The following is a 20,298-nucleotide window of genomic DNA, read 5'->3' as shown; positions in this document are numbered from 1 at the left end:
GGGCGACGCGCTGCCCGCTAGCACGCCGATACAAAAGGTTATGGCGCGGCGCCGCGCCATGCCGTGGCGCATGCGATAGCGTGACGGTACGCCGCGAAACGCACGCACCCTTGTGCCGGCAACCGCGCAGCGCACATACGGAGATGACCATGGCCAACCCACCCACCACGGACTGCGATATCCAGATCCGCATCCTCATCGACGAGAACAATCTGCAGGACGGTTCGGTGAACGGGGTCTATATCGTCGACAACCGCGTGGCGTCCGGCAGCATGCCGCAGGGAAACCCCGGCATGACCACCGTCGCCAGCCTGAACGACAAGATCTGCTGGCGCGTCGAGCCATTGAATCCCAACTCGACGTCCACCTTCATGATCCAGTCGATCAGCGATATCCAGGCGTGGGGTTACACCGGCGTGCCGGGGGTATCACCGGATGCCGGCGACGCCGCGTACACCGGCATCGCCGAAGGGGCGTGCACCGCGCTCGCGTACACCATCGACATCTACGCATCGCTCTCCAGCGGCGACGTCATGACGCTGAGCCCGCGGCCCAGCATCGTGGTGCGGTGAGCGCGCCATACCTGATCACCTGGGAGTGGAACATGGCCACGCAAGCGAACACGATAGGATCTTCCGGCTCTCCGCTGACCGCGAGGGAGGAGGACTACGGCCCCGACAATCCGCAGACCATGGTGCGGATACTCGTGGACACCGCCTATGTCGCCACGACGGCGGCCGCCAACAACGGACAGGTCTCCAACGGCGTATACATGCTGGACAACCGCGCTTCCAACGGCAGCTTGTACGAAGGGTCGCTGGAGCTTCGTACGTTCGCGCATCTGGAGGACTTCGTCGGCTGGCGCATCGAGCCGGTGGATCCGACCACGCAGGATACGGTCAGGATCATCGGCTTCGAGGTCCTGGGTACGGCCGACGCTTTCACTAGCGCCGGCGAGCCGGTCATGCGCGACACCAACGGGCAGTTCTTCGTGGGGCAGGTACTGAATGCCGCCACGTGCGGCTACCGGATCAAGGCGGAGTTGACCGCCAATGGCTTGCAGGTGATGCGGATACCGTTCTACTGGGATCCTTCCATCGTCGCGAATTGATCGCGCGGCGACGTGCATAGGGAGACCTCCATGGATAGTCAGGACCAAGACCAGAGCCAAAGCCAGAACGAGGATCAGGACCCGGCTGCCGACCCGCAGTCGCAGCCCGATGCCGCGGCGAACCAGTTCGTCATCGCTTTCGCGCCGTACTTCGAGGTGCAGAAGAAAAGTCAGTGGAGCTGGATCACCGTGGCGGTGATGCTGGGCAACTTCTATAACACCGGCCTGCTGAAAAACGGCAAGGCTACGAAGTGGACCCAGGAGGAAGTCATCACGCGCTGCATGGGCACTGCCAATCTGAATGTGGCGGGATCGCCGGACCGCTCCATGAACGTGACCATGGTGTATTCGCCCTTGAATTCCGGCAACGCCAGCGTCGCCCAGAGCCTGGGGACGATCCGCGCCCAGATCAGGACCAAGTCCCCCGTGGTGGTGGGATGGGGAACCCCGCAGGGAGACCAGCTGGGCAATCCCAAGTACATCGTCGTCTATGGCTACAGCGGGGACAACTGGTTCTACGCCGATCCGTCGAAGAACAACGTGACGAAGAACGCGCCGCTTCCCATCCCCAAGACTGGCAAGCTGGTCACGAAGGTGGTTTATTCGAGAAACCCCGCGCTGCGGATGCGCTGAGCGGCGCGCTTGCCGGGCGTTGTCAGCCCGCGCTGCCGGCCATCCGTTCGCAGGCGTCCGCGCAACGCCGGCACATGGTTGCGCAGTCATCCATTCCGTCCAGCTGGTCGCAGCTGTCGGCGCATTGGCGGCATATCGTCGCGCAATCGGCGCAGGTGTGCCGATGGTGGGGCACATTGATCAGCATGAAATGCGCGGAGGTACGGCATATTTCGGCGCAGGCCATCATCAGGCGGAAGTGCTCCGGCTCGACGTGGCGGCCGCCTGCTTCGAGGCAGTGGTTCATCGCCATGGCGGTACAGGTCTGATAGCAGCGCAGGCATTCGTCGATGCATAGCTGCATATTGGTGGGGATAGGATACATGGCGTCGGGCTCCTTGCCGTTGGCGGCAGGGCGGCAGCGTCCTGCGGCGATTGAGACAAGGAATGTCAGCAATGGCTATGCCGGTCGCTACTGCACCATCTGGTTGATCTCGATGATGGGCATCATCACGGCCAGCACGATGACCAGCACCACGCCGCCCATTATCAGGATCATCAGCGGTTCCAACAGGGCCGTCATGGCCATGGCGCGGCGTTCAAGGTCGGCCGACAGCGTGGTCGCGGCGCGGTCCAGCATGGGGGCCAGTTCGCCGGTGCGTTCGCCGCTCCCGATCAGGTGCACCAGCAGCGGGGGAAAGGTTTTTTGCGTCTGCAGCGAGGCGGCCAGCGGCGCGCCCTGGCGAACGCGGTCGGTGGCGTCGGCCACGGCGGCGCGCAGGCGGTCGTTGGTCAGCGTTTGCGCCGCGGCCTGCAAGGCGCGCAGCAAGGAGACGCCGCTGCCCGACAGGATGGCCAGCGTGGATGCGAAGCGCGCGGCGTTCATTTCCAGCACGAAGCGGCCGGCCATGGGCAGGCGCAGCACCCGCGCGTGCCAGCGCAGGCGGGCGGGCGCGGCCCGCAGGCGCCAGCGCCACGCGGCGAAGGCGGCGACCGCCACGGTTACGCCGATGGCGCCCCAATCGCGCACGATATCGCTCATCGCGACCATGATGCGGGTGATCAGCGGCAGCTGCTGATGCGTCTGGTTGAAGGCGCCGATCACCTGCGGCACCACGAATCCCAGCAGGAAGAAGATGATGCCCACCGATACGACGGCAACGATGGCGGGATAGATGAAGGCCGTCAGCACCTTGCCGCGCAGGGCGTTGCGCTGTTCCACGTAGGTGGCCAGCCGCTCCATGACCAGCGACAGGTCGCCGGATTCCTCGCCGGCGGCGACGAGCGCACGGTAGATATCGGGAAAGTCGCGCGGCCGCGATGCCAGCGCGTCGGCCAGCCTGTGCCCCGCGCGCACGTCGGCGCGCACGGCGGACAGCGCCTGCGCGACATGGCGTTTTTCAGCCTGCTCCAGCGTGGCCGTCAGCGCGGCGTCCAGCGGCAGGCGCGCCGCCAGCAGGCTGGCGATCTGGCGCGTCACCCAGGCGAGCTCGACGTCGCCGAGATGCTTGCCCAGCCAGCGCGCGGATCCCGCGCGGTGCCGTCCGGACGCATCGCGCACGTCCAGCGGCGTGAGCCCGCGCGCGCGCAACGCGTTGCGCGCGCCGCGCGGCGAGTCGGCGTCTATCATGCCGCGCTCCAGGCGGCCCGTGGCGTCGGCGGCTTCGAAGTTGTAGGAAGGCATGGGTATCAATCGTCGCGCGTGACGCGCAGGATCTCTTCGGCGGAGGTCTCGCCGCCATCCACCCAGCGCTGGCCATCCTGCCGCATGGTGCGCATGCCGGCGGCCTCGGCGGCGCGGCGCATGGCAGGTTCGCCGGCGCCGTCATGCATCAGGCGGCGGATCTCCTCGTCGATGACGAACAGTTCGTGGATGCCGGTACGGCCGCTGTAGCCGGTGTGGCCGCAAGCCGCGCAGCCCACCGCGCGCCAGGCAGGGCGGCCGTCTTCCTGTTCGGCCGCTTGCCTGCAGTGCGGGCACAGGCGCCGCACCAGCCGCTGCGCCAGCACGCCCAGCAGCGACGAGGACAGCAGGAAAGGTTCCACCCCCATGTCGGTCAGGCGCGTGATCGCCGACACGGCGTCGTTGGTGTGCAGCGTCGCCAGCACCAGGTGTCCCGTCAGCGACGCCTGCACGGCGATCTGCGCGGTTTCCAGGTCGCGGATTTCACCGATCATGACCACGTCCGGATCCTGTCGCAGGATGGCGCGCAGGGCGGTGGCGAAGCTCAGGTCGATGCGTGCGTTCACCTGGGTCTGGCCGACGCCGGGCAGGTCGTATTCGATGGGATCCTCGACGGTCAGGATATTGGTCGTGCTGGCATCCAGCCGCGCCAGCGATGCGTACAAGGTGGTGGTCTTGCCGCTGCCGGTGGGGCCGGTGACCAGCACGATGCCGTGTGGCTGGTGGATCAGCCTGTCCAGCCGCGTGAGCACGGCGGACGCCATGCCCAGGCCTTCCAGGCGCAGGCGGCCGGCTTCCTTGTCCAGCAGGCGCAGCACGGCGCGTTCGCCATGGCCCGTGGGCAGCGTCGATACGCGCACGTCGATGGGCCGCCCGCCGACCCGCAAGGCGATGCGGCCGTCCTGCGGCAGGCGTTTTTCGGCGATGTCCAGATGGGCCATGATCTTGATACGCGAGATCAGCGCGTGATGCAGCGCGCGCCGCGGACTGACCACGTCGCGCAGCGTGCCGTCGACACGGTAGCGCACCATCGAATGCGTTTCGAAGGCCTCGATGTGGATGTCGCTGGCGCCGTCGCGCGCGGCCTGGGTGAACAGGGCGTTGATCATGCGGATGACGGGCGCGTCGTCCTGCGTGTCGAGCAGGTCCTCGATTTCCGGGATGTCCTGCATCAACCGGTCCAGGTCTATCTCGTTCTCGGATGCGGCCACCACGCTGGCCGCATCGCCGGCCTGGGCATAGGCGGCCGCCAGCAGCGTTTCCAGTTCGTCGTCGGCGATCTCGCGTTCCTGCGCCTGGGGATGGTGGCGCCGTGCCTCGGCGCGGGCCCACGCCGGCGTGCGCGGGCTGAACGTCAATTGCGCGCCTTCCGGGCGGATGGTCAGCAGGGCGCGCTGCGCGCGGGCCCAGGCATAGGGCAGGGTGGTCATCGCGTGATCTCCGGGGCCGTTACCGTATCGTCTCCGGCTGATAGCCCAGTTTGGTCAGCAGTTCGGCCGCCGCGCCCGCGGCCGCCGGATCGCGCGCGACGCGGGTGCGCACCAGCACGCCCGAGCCGCCAGGGGCGACCTGGGTATAGGCCTGCAGCCCCGTGCCCGATACGCGCTGCACGATCTGTTGCGCCTGCGCCTGCGAGTCGGCGCGGGCAATCTGCAGCACCAGCGCCTGGCTACCACTGTCGTTCCTTCCGGCACCGAGCTGGCCACCCACGGCGGGCAGGCCTTCCATGGATGTCGCGGGTGCCGGCGGGCGCGGGGTCGTCGGATGGACGCGTGTGTCGGTAATGGTGGGAGGCGGGTCCTGGCTCAAAGTCTGGTCGGCGCTGCTGGGCCGCAGGTCGAGCGTCCGCGACGATAGCGGCTGGCCGTCCGGGCCCAAAGTGGGCAGGTGCGGCGAATCGACGTCGGGCAACGGCCAGCTGTGCGGGGTCCGCGCGTTGTCCTGCACGCGTTGCATGTAGTCGTAGCGGTCCATCGTCAGGCGGCGGCTGTCGTTGGTGCCGCGCACGATATGCGGACGCAGGAAGATCATCAGGTTGGTCTTGGTGCGGTGCCGGCTGGTATAGCGGAACAGCGAACCGATCCAGGGCAGGTCGCCGAGTATCGGCACCGATTGCGTGCCGTCGGTGCCGGAATCTTCCAGCAGGCCGCCCAGCACGATGATCTGGCCATCGTCGACCAGCACGCTGGTATCCAGCGCCCGCTTGCGCGTGATGATGCCGGCGGTGCTGGTGGCGGTGTCGTCGATGCTGCTGACTTCCTGGTACAGGTCCAGCTTGACCGTGCCGCCTTCCGATATCTGCGGGCGCAGCTTCAGGGTCAGGCCGACGTCCTCGCGTTCGATGGTCTGGAAGGGATTGCCGGAGCCGTCGCCGGAATTGGTCACGTAGGAGCCCGTCACGAAGGGCACGGTCTGGCCGACGACGATGCTCGCCTGTTCGTTGTCCAGCGTCAGCAGGTTGGGCGTCGACAGGATATTGGTGCCCTGCCTGCCCTGCATGGCGCGCGCCAGCACGCCCAGGTTGATGACCTGGTGCCCCAGGGCGTCCACCGTGCCCTTGACCAGGCCCACGTTCAGGCCGCTGCCCAGCGCGTCCAGCGTGGTCGCGGTGCTGGAGCTCAGGTTCAAGCCGCTGCCGTTCAGGTTGGTGCCGCCGAACACCGAGCTGCCGTTGCCGTTGAAGCCGTTGCCGCCGAACATCCACTGGATGCCGAACTGCGCGGCATCGTCGCTGGAGACTTCGACGATCAGGCTTTCGACCAGTACCTGGGCGCGGCGCTGGTCCAGCTCGTCGATGACTTCGCGCAGGCTGCGGTACAGGGGCTCCGGCGCGGAGATGATAAGCGTGTTGGTGGTCGGATCGGCCGTGATGGTGGCACCGTTGACGGAAAACGCGTTGCCCTGCGCGTCGCGGTCGCCGCTGTCGCCATTCTGGCCGAAGCGCTGCGATGCGTTGGCGCCGTTCGCCCCCGTGCCCAAGGCGTTCTGCGTTTGCGTCGATGGCGACGGGTTCATCACCGAGGTGCCGCCGCGGAAGGGATTGCTGCCATAGTCGCTGCCCGGCGTGCCGCCGGACGGGGCCGCCGCGCTACCGCCTCGATTGTCGGATTGTCCCGTCAGCGCGCCGCGCAACACGCCCGCCAGCTTCACCGCCTGCGCATTGCGCAGGTAGACCACATGGAGATTGCCGGCCTGGCTTTGTGGATTGTCCAGGCGCATCACCAGTTCGCGCGCGAGCTGCGCGCGCGCTGGATTGGACGCGCGTACCAGCACGCTGTTGCTGCGCGGATCGGCCGCGACGGTGACCTGCTGGCTGGGATCGTTGCCGCCGCGCGTGTCCAGCATGCCGCCGACCACCGGCGCGATGTCGGACGCGATGCCGTAGCGCACCGGGATGACGTCGGCGGACAGGGAGTCCGGATTGTCGATCTCGGCAATCACCTTGGCGATGCGCGCCATGTTGTCGGCGTAGTCGGTGACGACCAGGGTGTTGTTGTTGGGATAGGCATTGATCGGATTGTTGGGCGCGATCATCGGGCGCAGCACCGGCAGCAGGTTGGTGGCGTTTTCGTACTGCAGGCGGAACACGCGCGTCACCAGGCCGCCGGAGGTCGCCGGCTGGCCGCTTTCCGCGACGGGCACGCCTTGCAGCTTGGCGTCGGCTTCCGGCACGACGCGGCTGACGCCGTTGACGTCGATGACGGCCACGCCCTGCATGCGCAACGCACCCAGCAGCATGTCGTACGCGGTGTTGGGGTCCACCGGCCGTTCGGACACCAGCGTCAGCTGTCCCTTGACGCGCGGATCGACCACGAAGTTGCGGCCGGTGTAGCGCGCCATGGCGCGCACCACGTTGGGCAGGTCCGCATCGACGAAATTCAGCTGCACCGGTTCGGTGTTCTGGCTGCCCGCGGCGCCGGGCGTGGGGGCGTTGCCATCGACGTCCTTGCCGTTGACCTTGACGCGGACGTGCAGGGGGCCCAGGTCGCGCGGCGTGGGTGCCGTCGGCGTGTCGGTGCGCCGCGTGCGCGTGGCGCCGAGGTCGGGCTGGCTGGCCGCGGCGCTGATCAGGGGACTGTCCGGCACCGGGGGTGGCGTCGCCGGCTTGTCCGGCGTGGCGCATCCGCTCAATGCCAGCAGGGTCGCCAGCGCGGCGGGGGCCAGCCGGTGAGGCGGCCGGGCGGCGTGGCGGATGCGACGGACGAGACCGGGGGCGTCGTGACGCTTGCGAGGGACATGAGGAGGATTCATCGAGCGGCTCGGTAATCAGGGAAATCGCAGTTGTGAAACGCCATTGCGGTAGTTGCCCAGCGCGCTCAACAGCGGCTGCAGCGCCTCGCGCGTGGCGGTATCGGTGTCGGGCGCGGGACTGGCCAGGCCATCGAAGCGCCAGCGGCCCGCCTGGTCGCGGCCTTGGCCGTCGACGTGCAGGGCGCCGCGCAGGGTGCGTATACGCAGGTCGAGATGGCCCTGGGCATCGGCGGACAGCGATGCCTGGTAGTCGCCCAGCGGCTGTACGCGCACCAGGGTCGACGACGCCTGCGTCCAGGTCAGTTGCAGCGGCGACGTGCCTGGCGGCAGGGCACCCAGGTCCATCGCGGGCCAGGCCAGCGCCAGCTGCCCGCCGGGCTCCAGCGTGTTCAGCGGCGCGCCGATGGCCGTCAGCACGTCGGCGGGCAGGTTCAGACGGCCCTGGCCCAGGCGGATGCCGCGTAGCCCCGGCGCCATTTCGACGGGTGTCGCCAGCCATGGATGGCTGAGCTGCGCGGCGGGGCCGACGCCGGAGGCCCAGTGCCAGCGCCAGCTGAAGGACTGGGGCAGGGTGCGGCGCATGCCAGGCGGGCCGACCGCGACCTGTGCCTGGCCGTTCCATACACTGCCCGAGGCATCGACGACGCTGATGGGGCCGTCCGCCGGGAAGGCGCGCAGCAGCCAGCGCGCGGGCAGGACGGCCAGCGCGGCGGCGAGCGCCACGCATGCCGCGCCGGCGGGCAGCAGCCAGCGACGGGCCTTCATGGCCGGGCCTCTTTCGCGGGCACGTCGCCATCGCGTAGCAGCAGCGTGCCGGACACCTGGGCGGGCACCGGGCGGCCGAGCGAATCGCGCGGCCGCAGCAGTTGGACCTGCGTGACGCGCAGATGCAGCTGCGCCGGGGCATGCGCCAGCCAGTCGAACAGCACGGCCGCCGCCACGCCTTCGACAGCGATGCGCCAGCGCTTGCCGTCTTCCAGCTTGCCGACCTGGGGCGTCGTGCCCAGTCCGCCGCGCGCCAGGCTGGCGCGCAGCGCGTCTTCCATGTCGTTCGCGGCAATGCGCCTGCCCTGCTCGCGCTTCAGGGCCTGGGCTTCCTGCACCAGCGCGTCGATGGCGGCGGCCTGGGTGCGCAGCAACGGCAGTTCGTCCTGCCACTGCGCGATGTCGCGCAAGGCGGGCCGCAGCGCCAGCAGAAACAGCAGCGCCGCGACGATGACGCAGGCCAGGGCCCGCACCAGCCGGCGTTCACGGGCGCTGAGTCGCGTCCAGTACGCCGCCGTATGCTGCCGCGCGGCGAGCGAGCGTGCCACCAGCGCGGGCGGCAAGACGGGCCGTTGCAGCTTGCGCATGCGGGCCGTCATGGCTGGCGCTCCTGTGCGCCGCGCCCCCGGTCCGTGCGTGTGCTGGCCAGTCGCGCCGGCATCAGTTTCCAGCCGGTCTTGGTGCTTTCCAGCGCCAGGCCCATCGCGGTGGCCTGGCGTTGCGGCGCGCCGTTGGCGGGCGGCGGCGGGCGTCCGTTGTCATCGACGTCGATGGCCAGAATGCCATCCTGGTAGGACAGCGCGGCCAGCTGCAGCGTGCCGGCGGGTAGGAGCGTGGCCGCGGCGAGCGCGAGCGGCATGAAGTCGTCATCGCTGGCCGCGCCGCGCGCGGCGCGCAGGGCGTCGACGCGTTGCTGCGCCTGCTTGAGCGGATCGACGATCACGGGGAGATCCGGGAATGCTTCGGCGACGCGGCTATTCATGATCTGCCGCAATGCGGCGCCTTCGCTGGCCAGTTGCGCGGCATGGATGTTCAGTCCGATCAGCCAGACCGCGAGCGCGGCCACCCCCCAGGCCAGGGGGGCGCGCCAACGCTGTCCACCACGCATCGCGGGCCGCAGTTCAGGCAGCGCCAGGGACCATGCCGGCGATGCGTGGCGCCAGCGCGCATCGGCGGGCAGGCCCAGCGGCGCGATGCCCGTCGACCCGTCGGCCTCGGCCGCGGGGACCGCCACGCGCGTGGGGTAGAGGGCCGCCACGTCGAAACCCGCTTCGGCCAAGGCGGCCCAGCCGCGCGCCAGCGCCGCCCGATCGGTCCAGGCGACGGGTGCGCGCCCCGTGTCATCGCGGGGACCGAAAGCGATGGCCAGGTCGTCCGTCGAGGACAGCGTCAGCGGTTCGACCTGCGCGACCGCCGCGGCCTGCAGCCGGTCTCCGCGCAGCGGCGGCAGCGCGATGAAGGTATCGACGGTATCCAGAGGATGCAGCACGGCCTCGACACGCGCGGCCGGCGTGACGGCGGCGATCTCGCGCAGGGGCAATTCGCCTTCGCGCAGGAGCCGGCAGTCGCGGTCCAGCAGGACGAAGGCGACGCGCGTGTCGGGGGTCAGGGTGCGCAGCGGCGGCAGGGCCAGGCGCAGGACGGTCTTCAATTCGCTTCCCTTATCCAGACGACATGGGTGGATAGGCTTTCATCACGGCGCAGCAGCGCGCGCATGGCGACCGTGGCGCTGCCCAGGCGCACGGCGCCGGTCACGCCGAACCACTGGCTGCCGATGTCCACGCTGTCGTCATCCAGCTTGATGTCGGGGTCCGCGAGCCGATTGACGAAGTCCGCTTCGTCATTGAAGTAGCGGCCGCGTTCGCGGTCCGCCACCAGGGCCATGGCGTGGCCCAGCGACAGCGGTCCGATCAGGGCATGTAGCACTTCGGCCGGCGCGGTGTTGACGTTGACCGCGGTGCGCGCGGGCAGGATGGTGACGCAGCAACGCAGGCGATCGAGGGCCTGCCGGTCCAGCCTGGCGACGCCAAGCAGGTCGTCCAGGGATTGCAGGCCGGGCGATTTCTGGGAACCGGCGACGCCCGCGGTCGACGCGCGGCGGGTGCCGCCGTTGCCATTGATGCCACCGGTTCCGCGGTTGCCATCACTTCCACCGCCTCCACCATCTGCGCCGTCCGCGCCATCGGCGCCCTCGGGCAAGGCCTGGCTCAGCGCGATGCGACGCGCGATCAAGGGCGCGGCGGCGGGTGGCAGGTCCAGGGCCTGTAGCAGGCGTTCGAGCACCGCGAGCTGGCGCGGGTCCACCCGTCCCGCGCGCGCCAGGTTCCACAGGTTGTACTTGGCCTGTTCATCGTCGACGCGCCCGGAGAACAGGGCGGCGTCGGCCTGATTGGCTGCCTGATCGCCCGGCTGATCGTCCGCATCGACGCGCAGGTCGACGATGGGCGTGGCCCATAACTGGTCCGGGCGTGTCGCCGGGCTGCGCCTGCCGTCGGCCTGCAGGATGAGCCGGGCCCAGTCCATGCCGCCCATCAGCAGCCAGTGCGCCTGTACGCGGGCTTTCTCGCTCTGCAGGATGCGCGTGTACGTGGTCTGGCCATCCAGCATGGTGGTGGCGATGATTGCGGCGGCGGCGACCACCAGCAGCGCGGCGATCACGGCCATGCCTTGCTGCCCGCCGCGTGACGTGGGCTTGCGCGATGTGGGCCTGCGTGACCTGGGCCTGTGTGACCTGGACTTCATGGCAGGGCCACCACGCGGCGATAGGTCTGCGTGGTGCCAGGTGCCGCGCCGGCGAGTCGCAGCACGAAGGCCAGCCCGGTGGCGGCCGCGCTCGATTGGCCGGCGGGCAAGGCGATCCACCCGCGTCCGGGTATCCAGGCTTCCACGCCGAAGCCGAGCACGCCGTCCAGCACGTCCGCGCCGGCATCGGGCCCGGGCAGCGGGAAGCTGTCGCCACCGGCTCCGCTGGCACGCCGCAAGGTATCGCCTTCTCGCCACCAGCGCACGCGTTGCCAGCGTCCCGCCGGCGCCGGACCGCGGACGATATCCACCTCCTGCGCGCTGGCCGGCATGCTGATGGCAGCGGGCAGCGCCTGGCCGGCGGTCGCATCGCCAATGCCGCCGTTCAGGACGGAATCGGGCGCCCGCATGCGGACGTCCTGTTGCAGCTGTCCCAGTACGCGCAGCAAGGCCTCGTCGCGGTCGGCTTCGCGCTGCATGTGGTTGCGCGCGCGGACCACGCTGTCCAGGCCCCGCCAGGACATCACGCTGACGATGGCCATCAACGCGACCGCGACCAGTACTTCGATCAGCGTGAAGCCACGCTGTCGTGCCGGGCTCGATACGGACGGGGCCGACGCGGACGGGGCCGATGCGGCGCGCCGCGCGCGCGTCGGCTGCGACCCGGGCGACACCTGCGCCGAAGCGTGTATGCGAATTGCCGGTGACGCCATGCGGTTCTTCATGGCTGCGCGGCCGCCAGCCCGCGCAGTTCGGACAGCAGGCGCTTGTCGGCATCCATCACCCGCACGGTGGCCTGGCGAAAGCCGCGATTGGACGTCGATTCGATGGAAAGGTCGCAGGTGAGCGCCAGCGGCCCCTGCGGACAGGGTAGGCTGCGGCGCCCCAGCGGCGGATAGAGGCGTTGGGCGCGCAGTTCGGCCAGCGTGTTTTCCGCCGACACCAGCGCCAGCGCGCGCTCGCGCACGGCGGCCTGGCCGGCCGCCATCTGCCCCGCCGCACGCACGCAGGCGCCCAGCGCGATCGCGATGATGACCAGCGCCACCAGGACTTCCAGCAGCGAAAAGCCTTGTTGTCGATCGCGGTGGTTCATGGGTGCGTCGCATAACGGCCGGCGGCGTCACGCACGATGTCGATGCGCCGGAAGTCATCGCTGAGTTCGACGCGCATGGGCGGCGATATCCACTCGGGCGCGAAGACGGCGGTGGCGTGGGCGCTCGCTGCGAAGGCACCCGTCCCGTCCGTCCCTTCCGCCCCGCTCGCGGCGCCGCCCGCGGGCCGGCCGTCGTTGTAGACCTGCACGCGGACGTGGCCGGCTTCCCATTGCCGTGGGCGCAACGATTCGTCCTGCCGGAAATCATCGGACCGAGGCGCCTCGGTGACCGAGGCGGGTGCGACTCCGCGTGCATCGCCGGGCTGCCAGGCGGCGCGCCGCGTGAAGCGGTAGCCGTTCTCGTCGGCGCGCCAGATGATGGCGCGGCCGCCCGCGCGGGCTTCCGTCTGGGCCTGCGCGAACAGCAGCTCCAGCCGGCGGGCGTCGCGCGCCAGTGGCTGGTCGCCACGGCGCGGCATCGCCAGGCTGATGCCCGCGGTCATGATCGCGATGATCGCGACGACCACCAGCATTTCGATCAGGCTGAAACCGGCCTGGCATCGACGTGGCTGGGCTGGCGCGCGCGCCGCGCGGCGGTCAAAGGCTCCAGGATCCGATATCCGCATCGCTGTCTTCGCCGCCGGGCTTGTTGTCGGCGCCCAGGGAAAACACGTCGATCTCGCCTTTGACGCCGGGGTTCAGGTATTGATAAGGATGGCCCCAGGGATCGTTGGGCAAACGATCGAGATAGCTGTGCCAGCCTGACAGCTTTTCGTCGGCCGGCTGCTGCACCAAGGCCTGCAGGCCCTGCTGCGCGCTGGGATAGTGGCCATTGTCCAGGCGATACAGTTTCAGGGCCTGGTAGATACTGGAGATATCCTGCCGCGCGGCGACGACGCGCGCCTGGTCGGGACGTCTCAGAAGATTCGGCACGACGAGCCCGGCCAGGATCCCCATGATGACCACCACGACCATGATCTCGATAAGCGAGAAGCCGCGTTGTCGCGTAGGGTGGCTGCGGGGCGCGGGACGGCGGGTCCGAGGCGCGGGAATACCGTGGGCGCAAGGTTTCATGGGGTTCATCGTCGCTCGCCGACGCGTTGCGCGCTGGCCGGGACGCTGCTTGCCTTGCGTCTGGCTGTCACAACAATTGAGGTGATCTGTCATATGCGGGACCTATCATCTACGGTCCTAATGACAGCCATATGTCGACGCAAGGTCGGCCTTGTAAACGTTTCCATGCCACAACGCTTCGATTCCGCCCGGCTGGCCCGGGGCGCCGCCATGCTGGTCCTGGCCGCGGGCGTGGGTACCTGGGGCGCGATCCTGCTGGCGCCGCGCACGTCCAACCTGCCGCCGCTGCTGGTGCCGCGGGCGCGGGCGGCGGGAGACACCACGGCACTCGCGCGCTGGTTCGGAACGTCGGCGGCGCCGGTCAAGGTGACCGTGCTGGGCCTGATCTCGGCGGGCGATCGAGGGGCCGCGATCCTGGCCATCGATGGCGCGGCGCCACGCGCCTATCGCGTGGGACAGGCGATCGCCGATGGGGTGACGCTGGCGAAAGTCGAATCGGCGGGGGTGGTGCTGGATCAGGGCGGGACGGCGATACGCGTCGCGGTGGCCGCGCTGCCGGCCCTGAAGACGCCCGGATTCGTGCCGGTGCGTTGAAGCGGCGGCTGTTGCCCTTGAAGGCACGCACGAATGCGTTGATGCCTCGAATCGCGACGCGCGTGATTCAGGAGGAAGGCAGAAAGGCGACGACGGCCATGTCCCCTTCCAGGTAGATGCGATAGTCGCGCGCCACGGCGACCGCGGGTCCGCCCGCGCCCGGCGCCGCAGTCGTACCCGGGACTACGCGCGGCATTTGCGGCGCGGTCAGGCGGTAGGGCAGGTCCACGCCGAAGTGCTGCAGTTCCTCATAGGCCCAGCCCCATCCTTCGGTCAGGTGCACGGGCACCAGGGCGCCGATCAACGGGTATTTGCGCAGGGTGTGCCGCACCACCACGGCGTGGCCCAGGCTGCCCTCCAACGTGTAGGCGGCAATGGCGTGTCCGGCGGCGATGCGGCTCAGGTCCGTGGCGATCTGCGCCGCCACGCGGTTTTCATAATCCTTTTGCAGCTTGAGCGAATTGCCGTAGACGAAGCAGAAGGTGAACAGTCCGTAGACGGGCACCGCCAGCGCCGCGACCTGCCAGGACGGCTTGACACGCACGCGCTGCATGGCGGCCCAGGCGAACAGCAGGCTGGCCGCGCCCAGCGCGCCGAAACCGATGGCCACGCGCGGCGCGTACACCGGCAGCTCCAGCGCCAGCATGGGTCCCCAGGCGGCGATCGCCAGCGCCGGGGGCAGCAGTACGGCGCATGCGGCCATGCCGAGCCTGGTGGCCGCCGGCGCGGCGCGCCAGCCCATGACCAGATAGCGCAACGCCCAGTACACGCTGGCCAGCGCGCCGGCCGCGATACAGACCAGCAGCGGCTTGGACCAGAGCCCAGGCAGCAGGCCCGTCACGTAACGCCAGAAGGACAGCAAGTTGTGCCAGACGGTGGCCGGCAGCGCGCCCATCGGCGCGATGGCGCCGTGTGCGGTCGCGTAGTGGCCGTTCACGGTGACCGCGATCACGCCCTTGTAGGCGACCAGTGCCAATAGGAGTTGCGCGGCGCGTGCCGCCAGGGCGCCGGCCAGGCGGCGCGGGGGCAGCAGGTCGCGCTGTCCCATGACGAATTCCGCGATCGTGAACACCAGGAAGACGTTCAGGGCCGGCTGATACAGGCATAGCGTCGCCAGCAAGGCCAGCGCGCCCAACACCACGCGGCGCGGGGCCGGCGCGATGGCCGTGACCGCGATCCCCGCCAGCACGGTGGCCAGCGTCATCGGCAGGACGTCGAACTTGTACGACAGGTTCTCCAGGAAAAAGGGATTGATGACCAGGGGCGCCAGTATCAGCGGTGCGCGCCAGGTGCCGGGTATGGCGAACTTCCGCGCCAGGGTGACGGCCAACCAGGCCAGCAGCAGCACGGCCAGCAATTGGGGCAGGGGGGACAGATCGGAGATGGGGGCGCCCAGGTTCAGGGTCTCCACCACCAGGTTGGACAGCGGGCGGCCGTCGGTGGTCCAGCCCAGGTAGCCGGAGCGCGCGCGTCCAAGGTCGTCGATGTAGAAGCGATCGGCGTGCAGGATGGGATACATGGCGAGGCCGTACAGCAGGGAGGCCGCGATGAAGGCCTTCTGGCGGGATGGGGATGGTGCGGTGGGATGCATGCTGCCTGCCCGGTGTATGCGACGTGTCACGAAACGGCAGCAATTAGAGCAGAGCGGGCGTTGGCCAGGTGTAGATATCCGACGCGCCCACCCTCCTTTCAGGCGGCTTTCTCGTCCCTTCGATCGGCGGGCGAACCCGGCCTCGCTCAACCATTGTGAAAACGAGAATGCAATAATACAATCATCCTCTAATACGATAACTACACGCCGGCAGCACCGAAGGCAATGGAGCGGACATGGGAAGACTGCAGGGCAAGGTCGCGGTCGTCACGGGAGCGGCGGGGGGCATAGGCAGAGCGATATCGCAGGCCTACGCGCACGAGGGCGCCCGTGTCGGCATGCTGGACTACAACGCCGATCTACTGGCGCAGGCCGTGGCGGAAACGCCGAACGCCGAGGCGCTGGTGTGCAACGTGGCGGATCGCGCCGCGGTGCTGGACGCCATAGGGGGATACGCGGCGCGCCAGGGCGGGCTGGACGTGCTGGTGAACAACGCCGCCTATTTCCATTACGGACTGCTGGTCGATATGCCGGAAGACATCGTCGACAGGATGCTGGACGTCGGCCTGAAGGGCGCCTTCTGGAGCCTGCAGGCCGCGACACCGCATCTCATCGCCCGGGGCGGCGGCGCCGTGATCAACCTGTCTTCGGTGGCGGTCTCCATCGCCATCAAGCATGCCGCCGTGTACAGCTCCATCAAGGGCGCGCTGGACACGCTCACGCGCCAGCAGGCGGTGGAGCTGGGCGTTCATGGCATTCGGGTCAATGCGCTGGCCCCCGGTCCGGTCGTCACGCCGGGCGCCAGTTCGGTCATCGATGCGCAGGGTTGGGAAACCCGGCGGGAGAAGACGCCGCTCAAGCGGCTGCCCACCGGCCAGGAGATCGCCGCGGCCGCGGTATTCCTGGCTTCGGAGGAAAGCGCCACGGTGGCCGGCGTAACCCTGAAGGTGGATGGCGCGCTGACGATCAGCGGCTACTGATACAGGTCGGTGAAACCTGCGTTGCGCCAGGGAGACGCGATGACGGAATTGCAGATACAGCTGGAGGCCTTTCTCCAGGCGTTGGCGGCCGGCGTGCTGGTGGGCGCGTTGTACGGCTTGATGTGCGTGGGCCTGGCCATGATCTTCGGCATCATGCGCGTCATCAATTTCGCCCAGGGCGATTTCATGATGCTGGGCATGTACGTGGCCTACTTCTTCTTCATCGCGCTGGGCGCGCACGTGCTGGCCGGATCGGCGCTGGGCGCCTACCTGTCCATCCTGTTGACGATCCCGGTCATGTTCGCGGTGGGCTACCTTGCGCATCGGCTGCTGATTTCGCGGGTCACCGGCGGGCGCACCGCCGCGCTGGAAGGCGAAGGCCATTACGCGCAGCTGATCCTGACCCTGGGAATCGCGCTGATCCTGCAGAACGGCGGCATGATGCTCTTCGGCCCGCAACTGGTGTCGATACGCACGTCGGTATCCAGCAGCGCCTGGGAGATCGGCCCGCTGTGGGGCGACTTCGTCAGTATCTTCGTCAACAAGGGACGCGGGATCGCGGCGCTGATTTCCGTGGGCACCATCCTGCTGCTGATCGCGCTGGTCAACCGGACGCGGCTGGGCAAGTCCCTGCGCGCCGCGGCGGACAATCCGGTGGCAGCTTCGTACATGGGGATAGACGTCAATCGCGCCTATCGCGTCGCCTTCGCGCTGGGGACCTGCGTCACGGCGCTATCGGGCGGCCTGCTGGCCACCAATTTTCCGTTTCATCCCTTCGTCGGCCTGGAGTTCGTCATCATCATGTACGCCGGCGTGGTGCTGGGCGGCATGGGCAGCATTTCCGGCGCGTTCTGGGGCGGCATGGTGATCGGGCTGGTGCAGCAGCTGTCGGCGCTGGTGTTGCCGACGCAACTGCAGAATGCCGCCATTTTCGTGTTCTTCCTGCTGATCGTGACCCTGCGTCCGCAGGGCCTGTTCGGCCGCGTGGCGGAGCGGACATGAGCGGGCGCCGCCATCTGTGGTTCCTGTGCCTGCTGGCCGTGGCCTACCCGGCGATCGCGCTGTGGATCGACAACGGCTATCACCAGTTGATCTTCACCCTGGTGCTCGTGTGGGCGTGTTTCGGCCTGTCGTGGAACATGCTCAGCGGATACACGGGGCTGGTGTCCTTCGGCCATGCGGCCTTCTTCGGCCTGGGCGCCTACGCGGCCGTGCTGGGGCAGATTTATCTGGGCCTGACGCCGTGGCTGATGATCCCGGTGTCGGCGGCCATCGGCGCGGCCGCCGGGCTGCTGGTCGGCCTGCCGACCTTCCGCCTGCGCGGGCATTACTTCGCGCTGGCCATGCTGGCCTATCCCCTGGCGCTGCTCTATGTCTTCGAATGGCTGGGTTACCAGGAAGTGACCTTCCCGATGAAGCGCGAGAACGCCGCGGCCTATATGCAGTTCTCGAATCCCGGTATGTACACCGTGGTGGCGATGGCCATGCTGGTGCTCTTCGTGCTGCTGACGCGCCATGTCGAGCGCACGCGCTTCGGCATGGCGCTGATCGCCATCAAGCAGAACGAGGCCGCGGCCGAGGCCGCGGGCATCGATACACTGCGCTGGAAGCTCAAGGCGATCGCCCTGAGCGGCGCCATCGCCGGCGCGACGGGCGCCTTCTATGCCGTGGTGCTGCTGGTGGTGACGCCGGTGTCGGTGTTCGGCATGCTGGTGTCGGCGCAGGCGCTCACGGTGGCAATGTTCGGCGGAGTGGGCAGCGTGTGGGGGCCCATCATCGGCGCGGCGATCCTGGTGCCCTTGGGCGAGGTGCTGCACGCCGAGCTGGGCGCGCGCTACCCGGGCATACAGGGCGTGATACTGGGCATCGCCATCATCGCGGTGATCCTGGCGGCGCCGGAGGGCGTGTTCTGGAAGGTGCGCGATTACCTGCGCCGCCGTGGCGCGGACGCCGGTCGCGTGGCGGCGGCGGCCTTGCCGGCCGTCGCGGTGTCGCGCCAGGATGGAGCCGACGCGGCGCGCGGTCCGGGCTATCCCACGCTGGCCGCGCGCCAAGGCCAGCTCGCGGCGGCAGGCATGGCGAGCCAGGCCATGTCTTCCACCTTGCGCGGCATGGCCGATGGGGCGGCCGCCTTCGTGCCGATGGCGTTCGAAGGCTTGCCCGCGTCCGAGGCCGCCGGCATGGGCGCTGGCGCATCGCCTGGCGCAGTGCCCGCTGCGTCGCCTGTCCGCGACGACGGCGCGTCTGGCAGTGGCAGCATCGCGTCAGGCAACGACACCGCGCCGCGAGGCGACGCGGCCGTCCCCATCCTGGAAGTCCGCAAGGTATCGCGCCGCTTCGGCGGCCTGCAGGCCGTTCGCGACGTCAGTTTCAGCGTGCGCCGAGGCATGATTCTGGGCATCATCGGGCCGAACGGCGCCGGCAAGACCACCTTGTTCAACTTGCTGAACGGCTTCCTGCGTCCCGATACCGGCATGGTGCTGGTCAACGGCGTCGACATGGCGGGGCGCAAGCCGCACGTGTTGTGCGCGGCGGGCATGGGCCGCACGTTCCAGGTCATGCGCCCCTTCATGCGTTTGACGGTACTGCAGAACGTGCAGGTAGGCGCCTACGTCAAGGCGGACAGCGAAGCGCATGCGCGCGAGCTGGCCCGGCAGGCGGTGCGGCGTGTCGGCCTGGCCGACTGCGCCGACCAGGTCGCCTCCACGCTGACGACACGGCAGTTGCGCCTAATGGAGCTGGCCCGCGCCCTGGCGGGACAGCCGGACCTGTTGCTGCTCGACGAGACGCTGGCCGGGCTGGGCGCGGGCGAAGTCGACGATGTGCTCGCGGTGATCCGTTCGCTGTCGCGGGAGGGCGTGACCATCGTGATCATCGAACACACCATGCAGGCCATGGTGCGGCTGGTCGACCAGTTCCTGGTGCTGGACCATGGTGAAGTCCTGGTCATGGGCGACCCCGCCTCCATCACCCAGGATACGCGCGTGGTCGAAGCCTACCTGGGCAAGAAGTGGAGCGCCAAGGATGCTTGAGATCCAGAGCCTCGTGGCCGGCTACGCCACGCTGCCCGTGCTGCACGATGTCTCCATCCAGGTCGACGCGGGGCAGTTCGTGTCCATCGTCGGCCCGAACGGCGCGGGCAAGAGCACGCTGTTCAAAAGCATTTCCGGCACGGTGTCGGCGATGTCGGGCGCCATCCGCTTCGACGGCAAGGACCTGCTGGCGGTGCCGCCCGCGCAACGTCCCCACCTGGGCATCGCGCACGTGCCCGAAGGCCGGCAGGTCTTCGCGTCGATGACGGTGCGGGAAAACCTGGAAATGGGCGCCTATACGGCGGCGGGACGGCGCGACTGGCAGCGCAACCTGGCGCGCATCTACGAGTGGTTCCCGGTATTGCCGCAGCGCGCCGGGCAGCTGGCGGGCACGCTGTCCGGGGGCGAGCAGCAGATGCTGGCGATCGGCCGCGGCCTGGCGTCGTCGCCGCGCCTGCTGATGCTGGACGAGCCATCGATGGGCCTGTCGCCCGCGATCGCGGATTTCATTTTCGAACGTTTGATCGATATACGCCGCGAAGCGGGCCTGACCATACTGCTGGTGGAACAGCGGGTGGCCGAGGCCCTGCAGTTCGCCGACCACGCCTACGTGCTGGAAACCGGCCGCGTGGCGCTGGCGGGCACGCACGAAACCCTGCGGGCGGATGATCGTATCCGCCGCGCATACCTGGGTATGTGAAGACCCGTATGTGAAGACCTGTATGTAAAGACACTTGAGACCCGTACAACGGGCTACCAGGAGGAGACC

The 20,298-nt window shown here is 68.8% G+C and carries 21 protein-coding genes; 8 read left to right on the top strand and 13 right to left on the bottom strand.

The genetic code is table 11. The features are described from left to right. The first annotated feature begins 149 nt into the window (after positions 1-149). The 3 genes from CAL12_RS27380 to CAL12_RS27370 are packed head-to-tail and all read left to right on the top strand — an operon-like array spanning position 150 to position 1,744. Complete coding sequence (locus CAL12_RS27380) at positions 150-572, top strand: hypothetical protein (protein WP_086067490.1); 423 nt, start codon at positions 150-152, stop codon at positions 570-572. A gap of 32 nt (positions 573-604) precedes the next feature. Further along, positions 605-1,111, top strand: coding sequence for a hypothetical protein (locus tag CAL12_RS27375; protein ID WP_086067489.1), 507 nt, complete (start codon positions 605-607; stop codon positions 1,109-1,111). A gap of 30 nt (positions 1,112-1,141) precedes the next feature. Further along, complete coding sequence (locus tag CAL12_RS27370) at positions 1,142-1,744, top strand: papain-like cysteine protease family protein (RefSeq protein ID WP_086067488.1); 603 nt, start codon at positions 1,142-1,144, stop codon at positions 1,742-1,744. Between the two features lie 22 nt (positions 1,745-1,766). Here CAL12_RS27370 and CAL12_RS27365 read toward each other — a convergent pair whose 3' ends face one another. The 12 genes from CAL12_RS27365 to gspG all read right to left on the bottom strand — a co-directional run bounded on the left by CAL12_RS27365 (position 1,767) and on the right by gspG (position 13,332). Next, the gene (locus tag CAL12_RS27365) at positions 1,767-2,108 is read right to left on the bottom strand and encodes a four-helix bundle copper-binding protein (RefSeq protein ID WP_198298338.1); all 342 of its coding nucleotides are present in this window, start codon (positions 2,106-2,108) and stop codon (positions 1,767-1,769) included. An 87-nt stretch (positions 2,109-2,195) separates the two neighbouring features. Further along, complete coding sequence (gene gspF, locus CAL12_RS27360) at positions 2,196-3,407, bottom strand: type II secretion system inner membrane protein GspF (RefSeq protein ID WP_086067487.1); 1,212 nt, start codon at positions 3,405-3,407, stop codon at positions 2,196-2,198. Between the two features lie 5 nt (positions 3,408-3,412). Continuing rightward, positions 3,413-4,837 (bottom strand): type II secretion system ATPase GspE, encoded by a 1,425-nt coding sequence (gene gspE / locus CAL12_RS27355; protein ID WP_086067486.1) that lies wholly within the window; start codon positions 4,835-4,837, stop codon positions 3,413-3,415. 19 nt (positions 4,838-4,856) lie between these two features. Continuing rightward, entirely contained in the window at positions 4,857-7,658 is a 2,802-nt protein-coding gene (gspD, locus tag CAL12_RS27350; protein ID WP_086067485.1) for a type II secretion system secretin GspD, read from the bottom strand. Positions 7,659-7,673: 15 nt separating this feature from the next. Further along, complete coding sequence (gene gspN, locus CAL12_RS27345) at positions 7,674-8,423, bottom strand: type II secretion system protein N (protein ID WP_086067484.1); 750 nt, start codon at positions 8,421-8,423, stop codon at positions 7,674-7,676. Continuing rightward, a complete protein-coding gene (gene gspM / locus CAL12_RS27340; protein WP_086067483.1) occupies positions 8,420-9,022 on the bottom strand; it encodes a type II secretion system protein GspM in 603 nt (200 codons plus the stop codon). The genes gspN and gspM overlap by 4 nt, the downstream gene beginning before the upstream one ends. Further along, positions 9,019-10,074, bottom strand: coding sequence for a type II secretion system protein GspL (gspL, locus tag CAL12_RS27335; protein ID WP_086067482.1), 1,056 nt, complete (start codon positions 10,072-10,074; stop codon positions 9,019-9,021). Before gspL ends, gspM begins: the two co-directional genes overlap by 4 nt. Beyond that, positions 10,071-11,087, bottom strand: a complete 1,017-nt coding sequence (gspK, locus tag CAL12_RS27330; RefSeq protein WP_157793145.1) for a type II secretion system minor pseudopilin GspK — start codon at positions 11,085-11,087, stop codon at positions 10,071-10,073. Before gspK ends, gspL begins: the two co-directional genes overlap by 4 nt. 74 nt (positions 11,088-11,161) lie before the next feature. Next, complete coding sequence (locus CAL12_RS27325; RefSeq protein WP_157793144.1) at positions 11,162-11,878, bottom strand: PulJ/GspJ family protein; 717 nt, start codon at positions 11,876-11,878, stop codon at positions 11,162-11,164. An 8-nt stretch (positions 11,879-11,886) separates the two neighbouring features. Continuing rightward, positions 11,887-12,258 carry a type II secretion system minor pseudopilin GspI gene (gene gspI, locus CAL12_RS27320; RefSeq protein WP_086067479.1) on the bottom strand — a complete coding sequence of 124 codons (372 nt, stop codon included), beginning with the start codon at positions 12,256-12,258 and terminating at the stop codon, positions 11,887-11,889. Next, positions 12,255-12,884 (bottom strand): prepilin-type N-terminal cleavage/methylation domain-containing protein, encoded by a 630-nt coding sequence (locus CAL12_RS27315; protein WP_086067478.1) that lies wholly within the window; start codon positions 12,882-12,884, stop codon positions 12,255-12,257. Before CAL12_RS27315 ends, gspI begins: the two co-directional genes overlap by 4 nt. Continuing rightward, positions 12,856-13,332: a type II secretion system major pseudopilin GspG gene (gene gspG / locus CAL12_RS27310; protein ID WP_086068152.1), complete on the bottom strand. Its 477-nt coding sequence runs from the start codon at positions 13,330-13,332 to the stop codon at positions 12,856-12,858. The genes CAL12_RS27315 and gspG overlap by 29 nt, the downstream gene beginning before the upstream one ends. Before the next feature lie 165 nt (positions 13,333-13,497). Here gspG and CAL12_RS27305 point away from each other — a divergent pair, with 165 nt between their 5' ends. Next, complete coding sequence (locus CAL12_RS27305; RefSeq protein WP_086067477.1) at positions 13,498-13,926, top strand: hypothetical protein; 429 nt, start codon at positions 13,498-13,500, stop codon at positions 13,924-13,926. 67 nt (positions 13,927-13,993) lie between these two features. Here CAL12_RS27305 and CAL12_RS27300 read toward each other — a convergent pair whose 3' ends face one another. Then, the gene (locus CAL12_RS27300; RefSeq protein WP_086067476.1) at positions 13,994-15,517 is read right to left on the bottom strand and encodes a glucosyltransferase domain-containing protein; all 1,524 of its coding nucleotides are present in this window, start codon (positions 15,515-15,517) and stop codon (positions 13,994-13,996) included. Positions 15,518-15,753: 236 nt separating this feature from the next. On the opposite strand from CAL12_RS27300, the gene CAL12_RS27295 reads away from it, so the two are divergent. Genes CAL12_RS27295 through CAL12_RS27275 form a run of 4 tightly spaced genes read left to right on the top strand, consistent with a single transcriptional unit; the run spans position 15,754 to position 20,229 of the window. Then, on the top strand, positions 15,754-16,497 hold the full coding sequence (locus CAL12_RS27295; RefSeq protein ID WP_086067475.1) for an SDR family NAD(P)-dependent oxidoreductase: 744 nt from the start codon (positions 15,754-15,756) through the stop codon (positions 16,495-16,497). Between the two features lie 39 nt (positions 16,498-16,536). After that, positions 16,537-17,499: a branched-chain amino acid ABC transporter permease gene (locus tag CAL12_RS27290; protein WP_198298337.1), complete on the top strand. Its 963-nt coding sequence runs from the start codon at positions 16,537-16,539 to the stop codon at positions 17,497-17,499. Then, the gene (locus tag CAL12_RS28575; RefSeq protein WP_232464646.1) at positions 17,496-19,529 is read left to right on the top strand and encodes a branched-chain amino acid ABC transporter ATP-binding protein/permease; all 2,034 of its coding nucleotides are present in this window, start codon (positions 17,496-17,498) and stop codon (positions 19,527-19,529) included. The genes CAL12_RS27290 and CAL12_RS28575 overlap by 4 nt, the downstream gene beginning before the upstream one ends. Next, the gene (locus tag CAL12_RS27275; RefSeq protein ID WP_086067474.1) at positions 19,522-20,229 is read left to right on the top strand and encodes an ABC transporter ATP-binding protein; all 708 of its coding nucleotides are present in this window, start codon (positions 19,522-19,524) and stop codon (positions 20,227-20,229) included. Before CAL12_RS28575 ends, CAL12_RS27275 begins: the two co-directional genes overlap by 8 nt. Positions 20,230-20,298: the final 69 nt, after the last annotated feature.

The organism is Bordetella genomosp. 8, from assembly GCF_002119685.1.
Classification (GTDB): Bacteria; Pseudomonadota; Gammaproteobacteria; order Burkholderiales; family Burkholderiaceae_B; genus Bordetella_C.
Note: the sequence above shows the minus strand (reverse complement) of the source record. Positions and strands in the feature narration are given on the sequence as shown.

Coding starts and splice junctions, on each gene's coding strand:
- CAL12_RS28575 (WP_232464646.1), top strand. CDS start 17,496: ATGAGCGGGCGCCGCCATCTGTGGTTCCTGTGCCTGCTGGCCGTGGCC.
- gspN (WP_086067484.1), bottom strand. CDS start 8,423: ATGAAGGCCCGTCGCTGGCTGCTGCCCGCCGGCGCGGCATGCGTGGCG.
- CAL12_RS27315 (WP_086067478.1), bottom strand. CDS start 12,884: ATGCGGATATCGGATCCTGGAGCCTTTGACCGCCGCGCGGCGCGCGCG.
- CAL12_RS27290 (WP_198298337.1), top strand. CDS start 16,537: ATGACGGAATTGCAGATACAGCTGGAGGCCTTTCTCCAGGCGTTGGCG.
- CAL12_RS27300 (WP_086067476.1), bottom strand. CDS start 15,517: ATGCATCCCACCGCACCATCCCCATCCCGCCAGAAGGCCTTCATCGCG.
- gspG (WP_086068152.1), bottom strand. CDS start 13,332: ATGAAACCTTGCGCCCACGGTATTCCCGCGCCTCGGACCCGCCGTCCC.
- CAL12_RS27365 (WP_198298338.1), bottom strand. CDS start 2,108: ATGTATCCTATCCCCACCAATATGCAGCTATGCATCGACGAATGCCTG.
- CAL12_RS27305 (WP_086067477.1), top strand. CDS start 13,498: ATGCCACAACGCTTCGATTCCGCCCGGCTGGCCCGGGGCGCCGCCATG.
- gspF (WP_086067487.1), bottom strand. CDS start 3,407: ATGCCTTCCTACAACTTCGAAGCCGCCGACGCCACGGGCCGCCTGGAG.
- gspK (WP_157793145.1), bottom strand. CDS start 11,087: ATGGCCGTGATCGCCGCGCTGCTGGTGGTCGCCGCCGCCGCAATCATC.
- gspM (WP_086067483.1), bottom strand. CDS start 9,022: ATGACGGCCCGCATGCGCAAGCTGCAACGGCCCGTCTTGCCGCCCGCG.
- CAL12_RS27295 (WP_086067475.1), top strand. CDS start 15,754: ATGGGAAGACTGCAGGGCAAGGTCGCGGTCGTCACGGGAGCGGCGGGG.
- CAL12_RS27380 (WP_086067490.1), top strand. CDS start 150: ATGGCCAACCCACCCACCACGGACTGCGATATCCAGATCCGCATCCTC.
- CAL12_RS27325 (WP_157793144.1), bottom strand. CDS start 11,878: ATGGCGTCACCGGCAATTCGCATACACGCTTCGGCGCAGGTGTCGCCC.
- gspE (WP_086067486.1), bottom strand. CDS start 4,837: ATGACCACCCTGCCCTATGCCTGGGCCCGCGCGCAGCGCGCCCTGCTG.
- gspD (WP_086067485.1), bottom strand. CDS start 7,658: ATGAATCCTCCTCATGTCCCTCGCAAGCGTCACGACGCCCCCGGTCTC.
- CAL12_RS27275 (WP_086067474.1), top strand. CDS start 19,522: ATGCTTGAGATCCAGAGCCTCGTGGCCGGCTACGCCACGCTGCCCGTG.
- CAL12_RS27375 (WP_086067489.1), top strand. CDS start 605: ATGGCCACGCAAGCGAACACGATAGGATCTTCCGGCTCTCCGCTGACC.
- CAL12_RS27370 (WP_086067488.1), top strand. CDS start 1,142: ATGGATAGTCAGGACCAAGACCAGAGCCAAAGCCAGAACGAGGATCAG.
- gspI (WP_086067479.1), bottom strand. CDS start 12,258: ATGAACCACCGCGATCGACAACAAGGCTTTTCGCTGCTGGAAGTCCTG.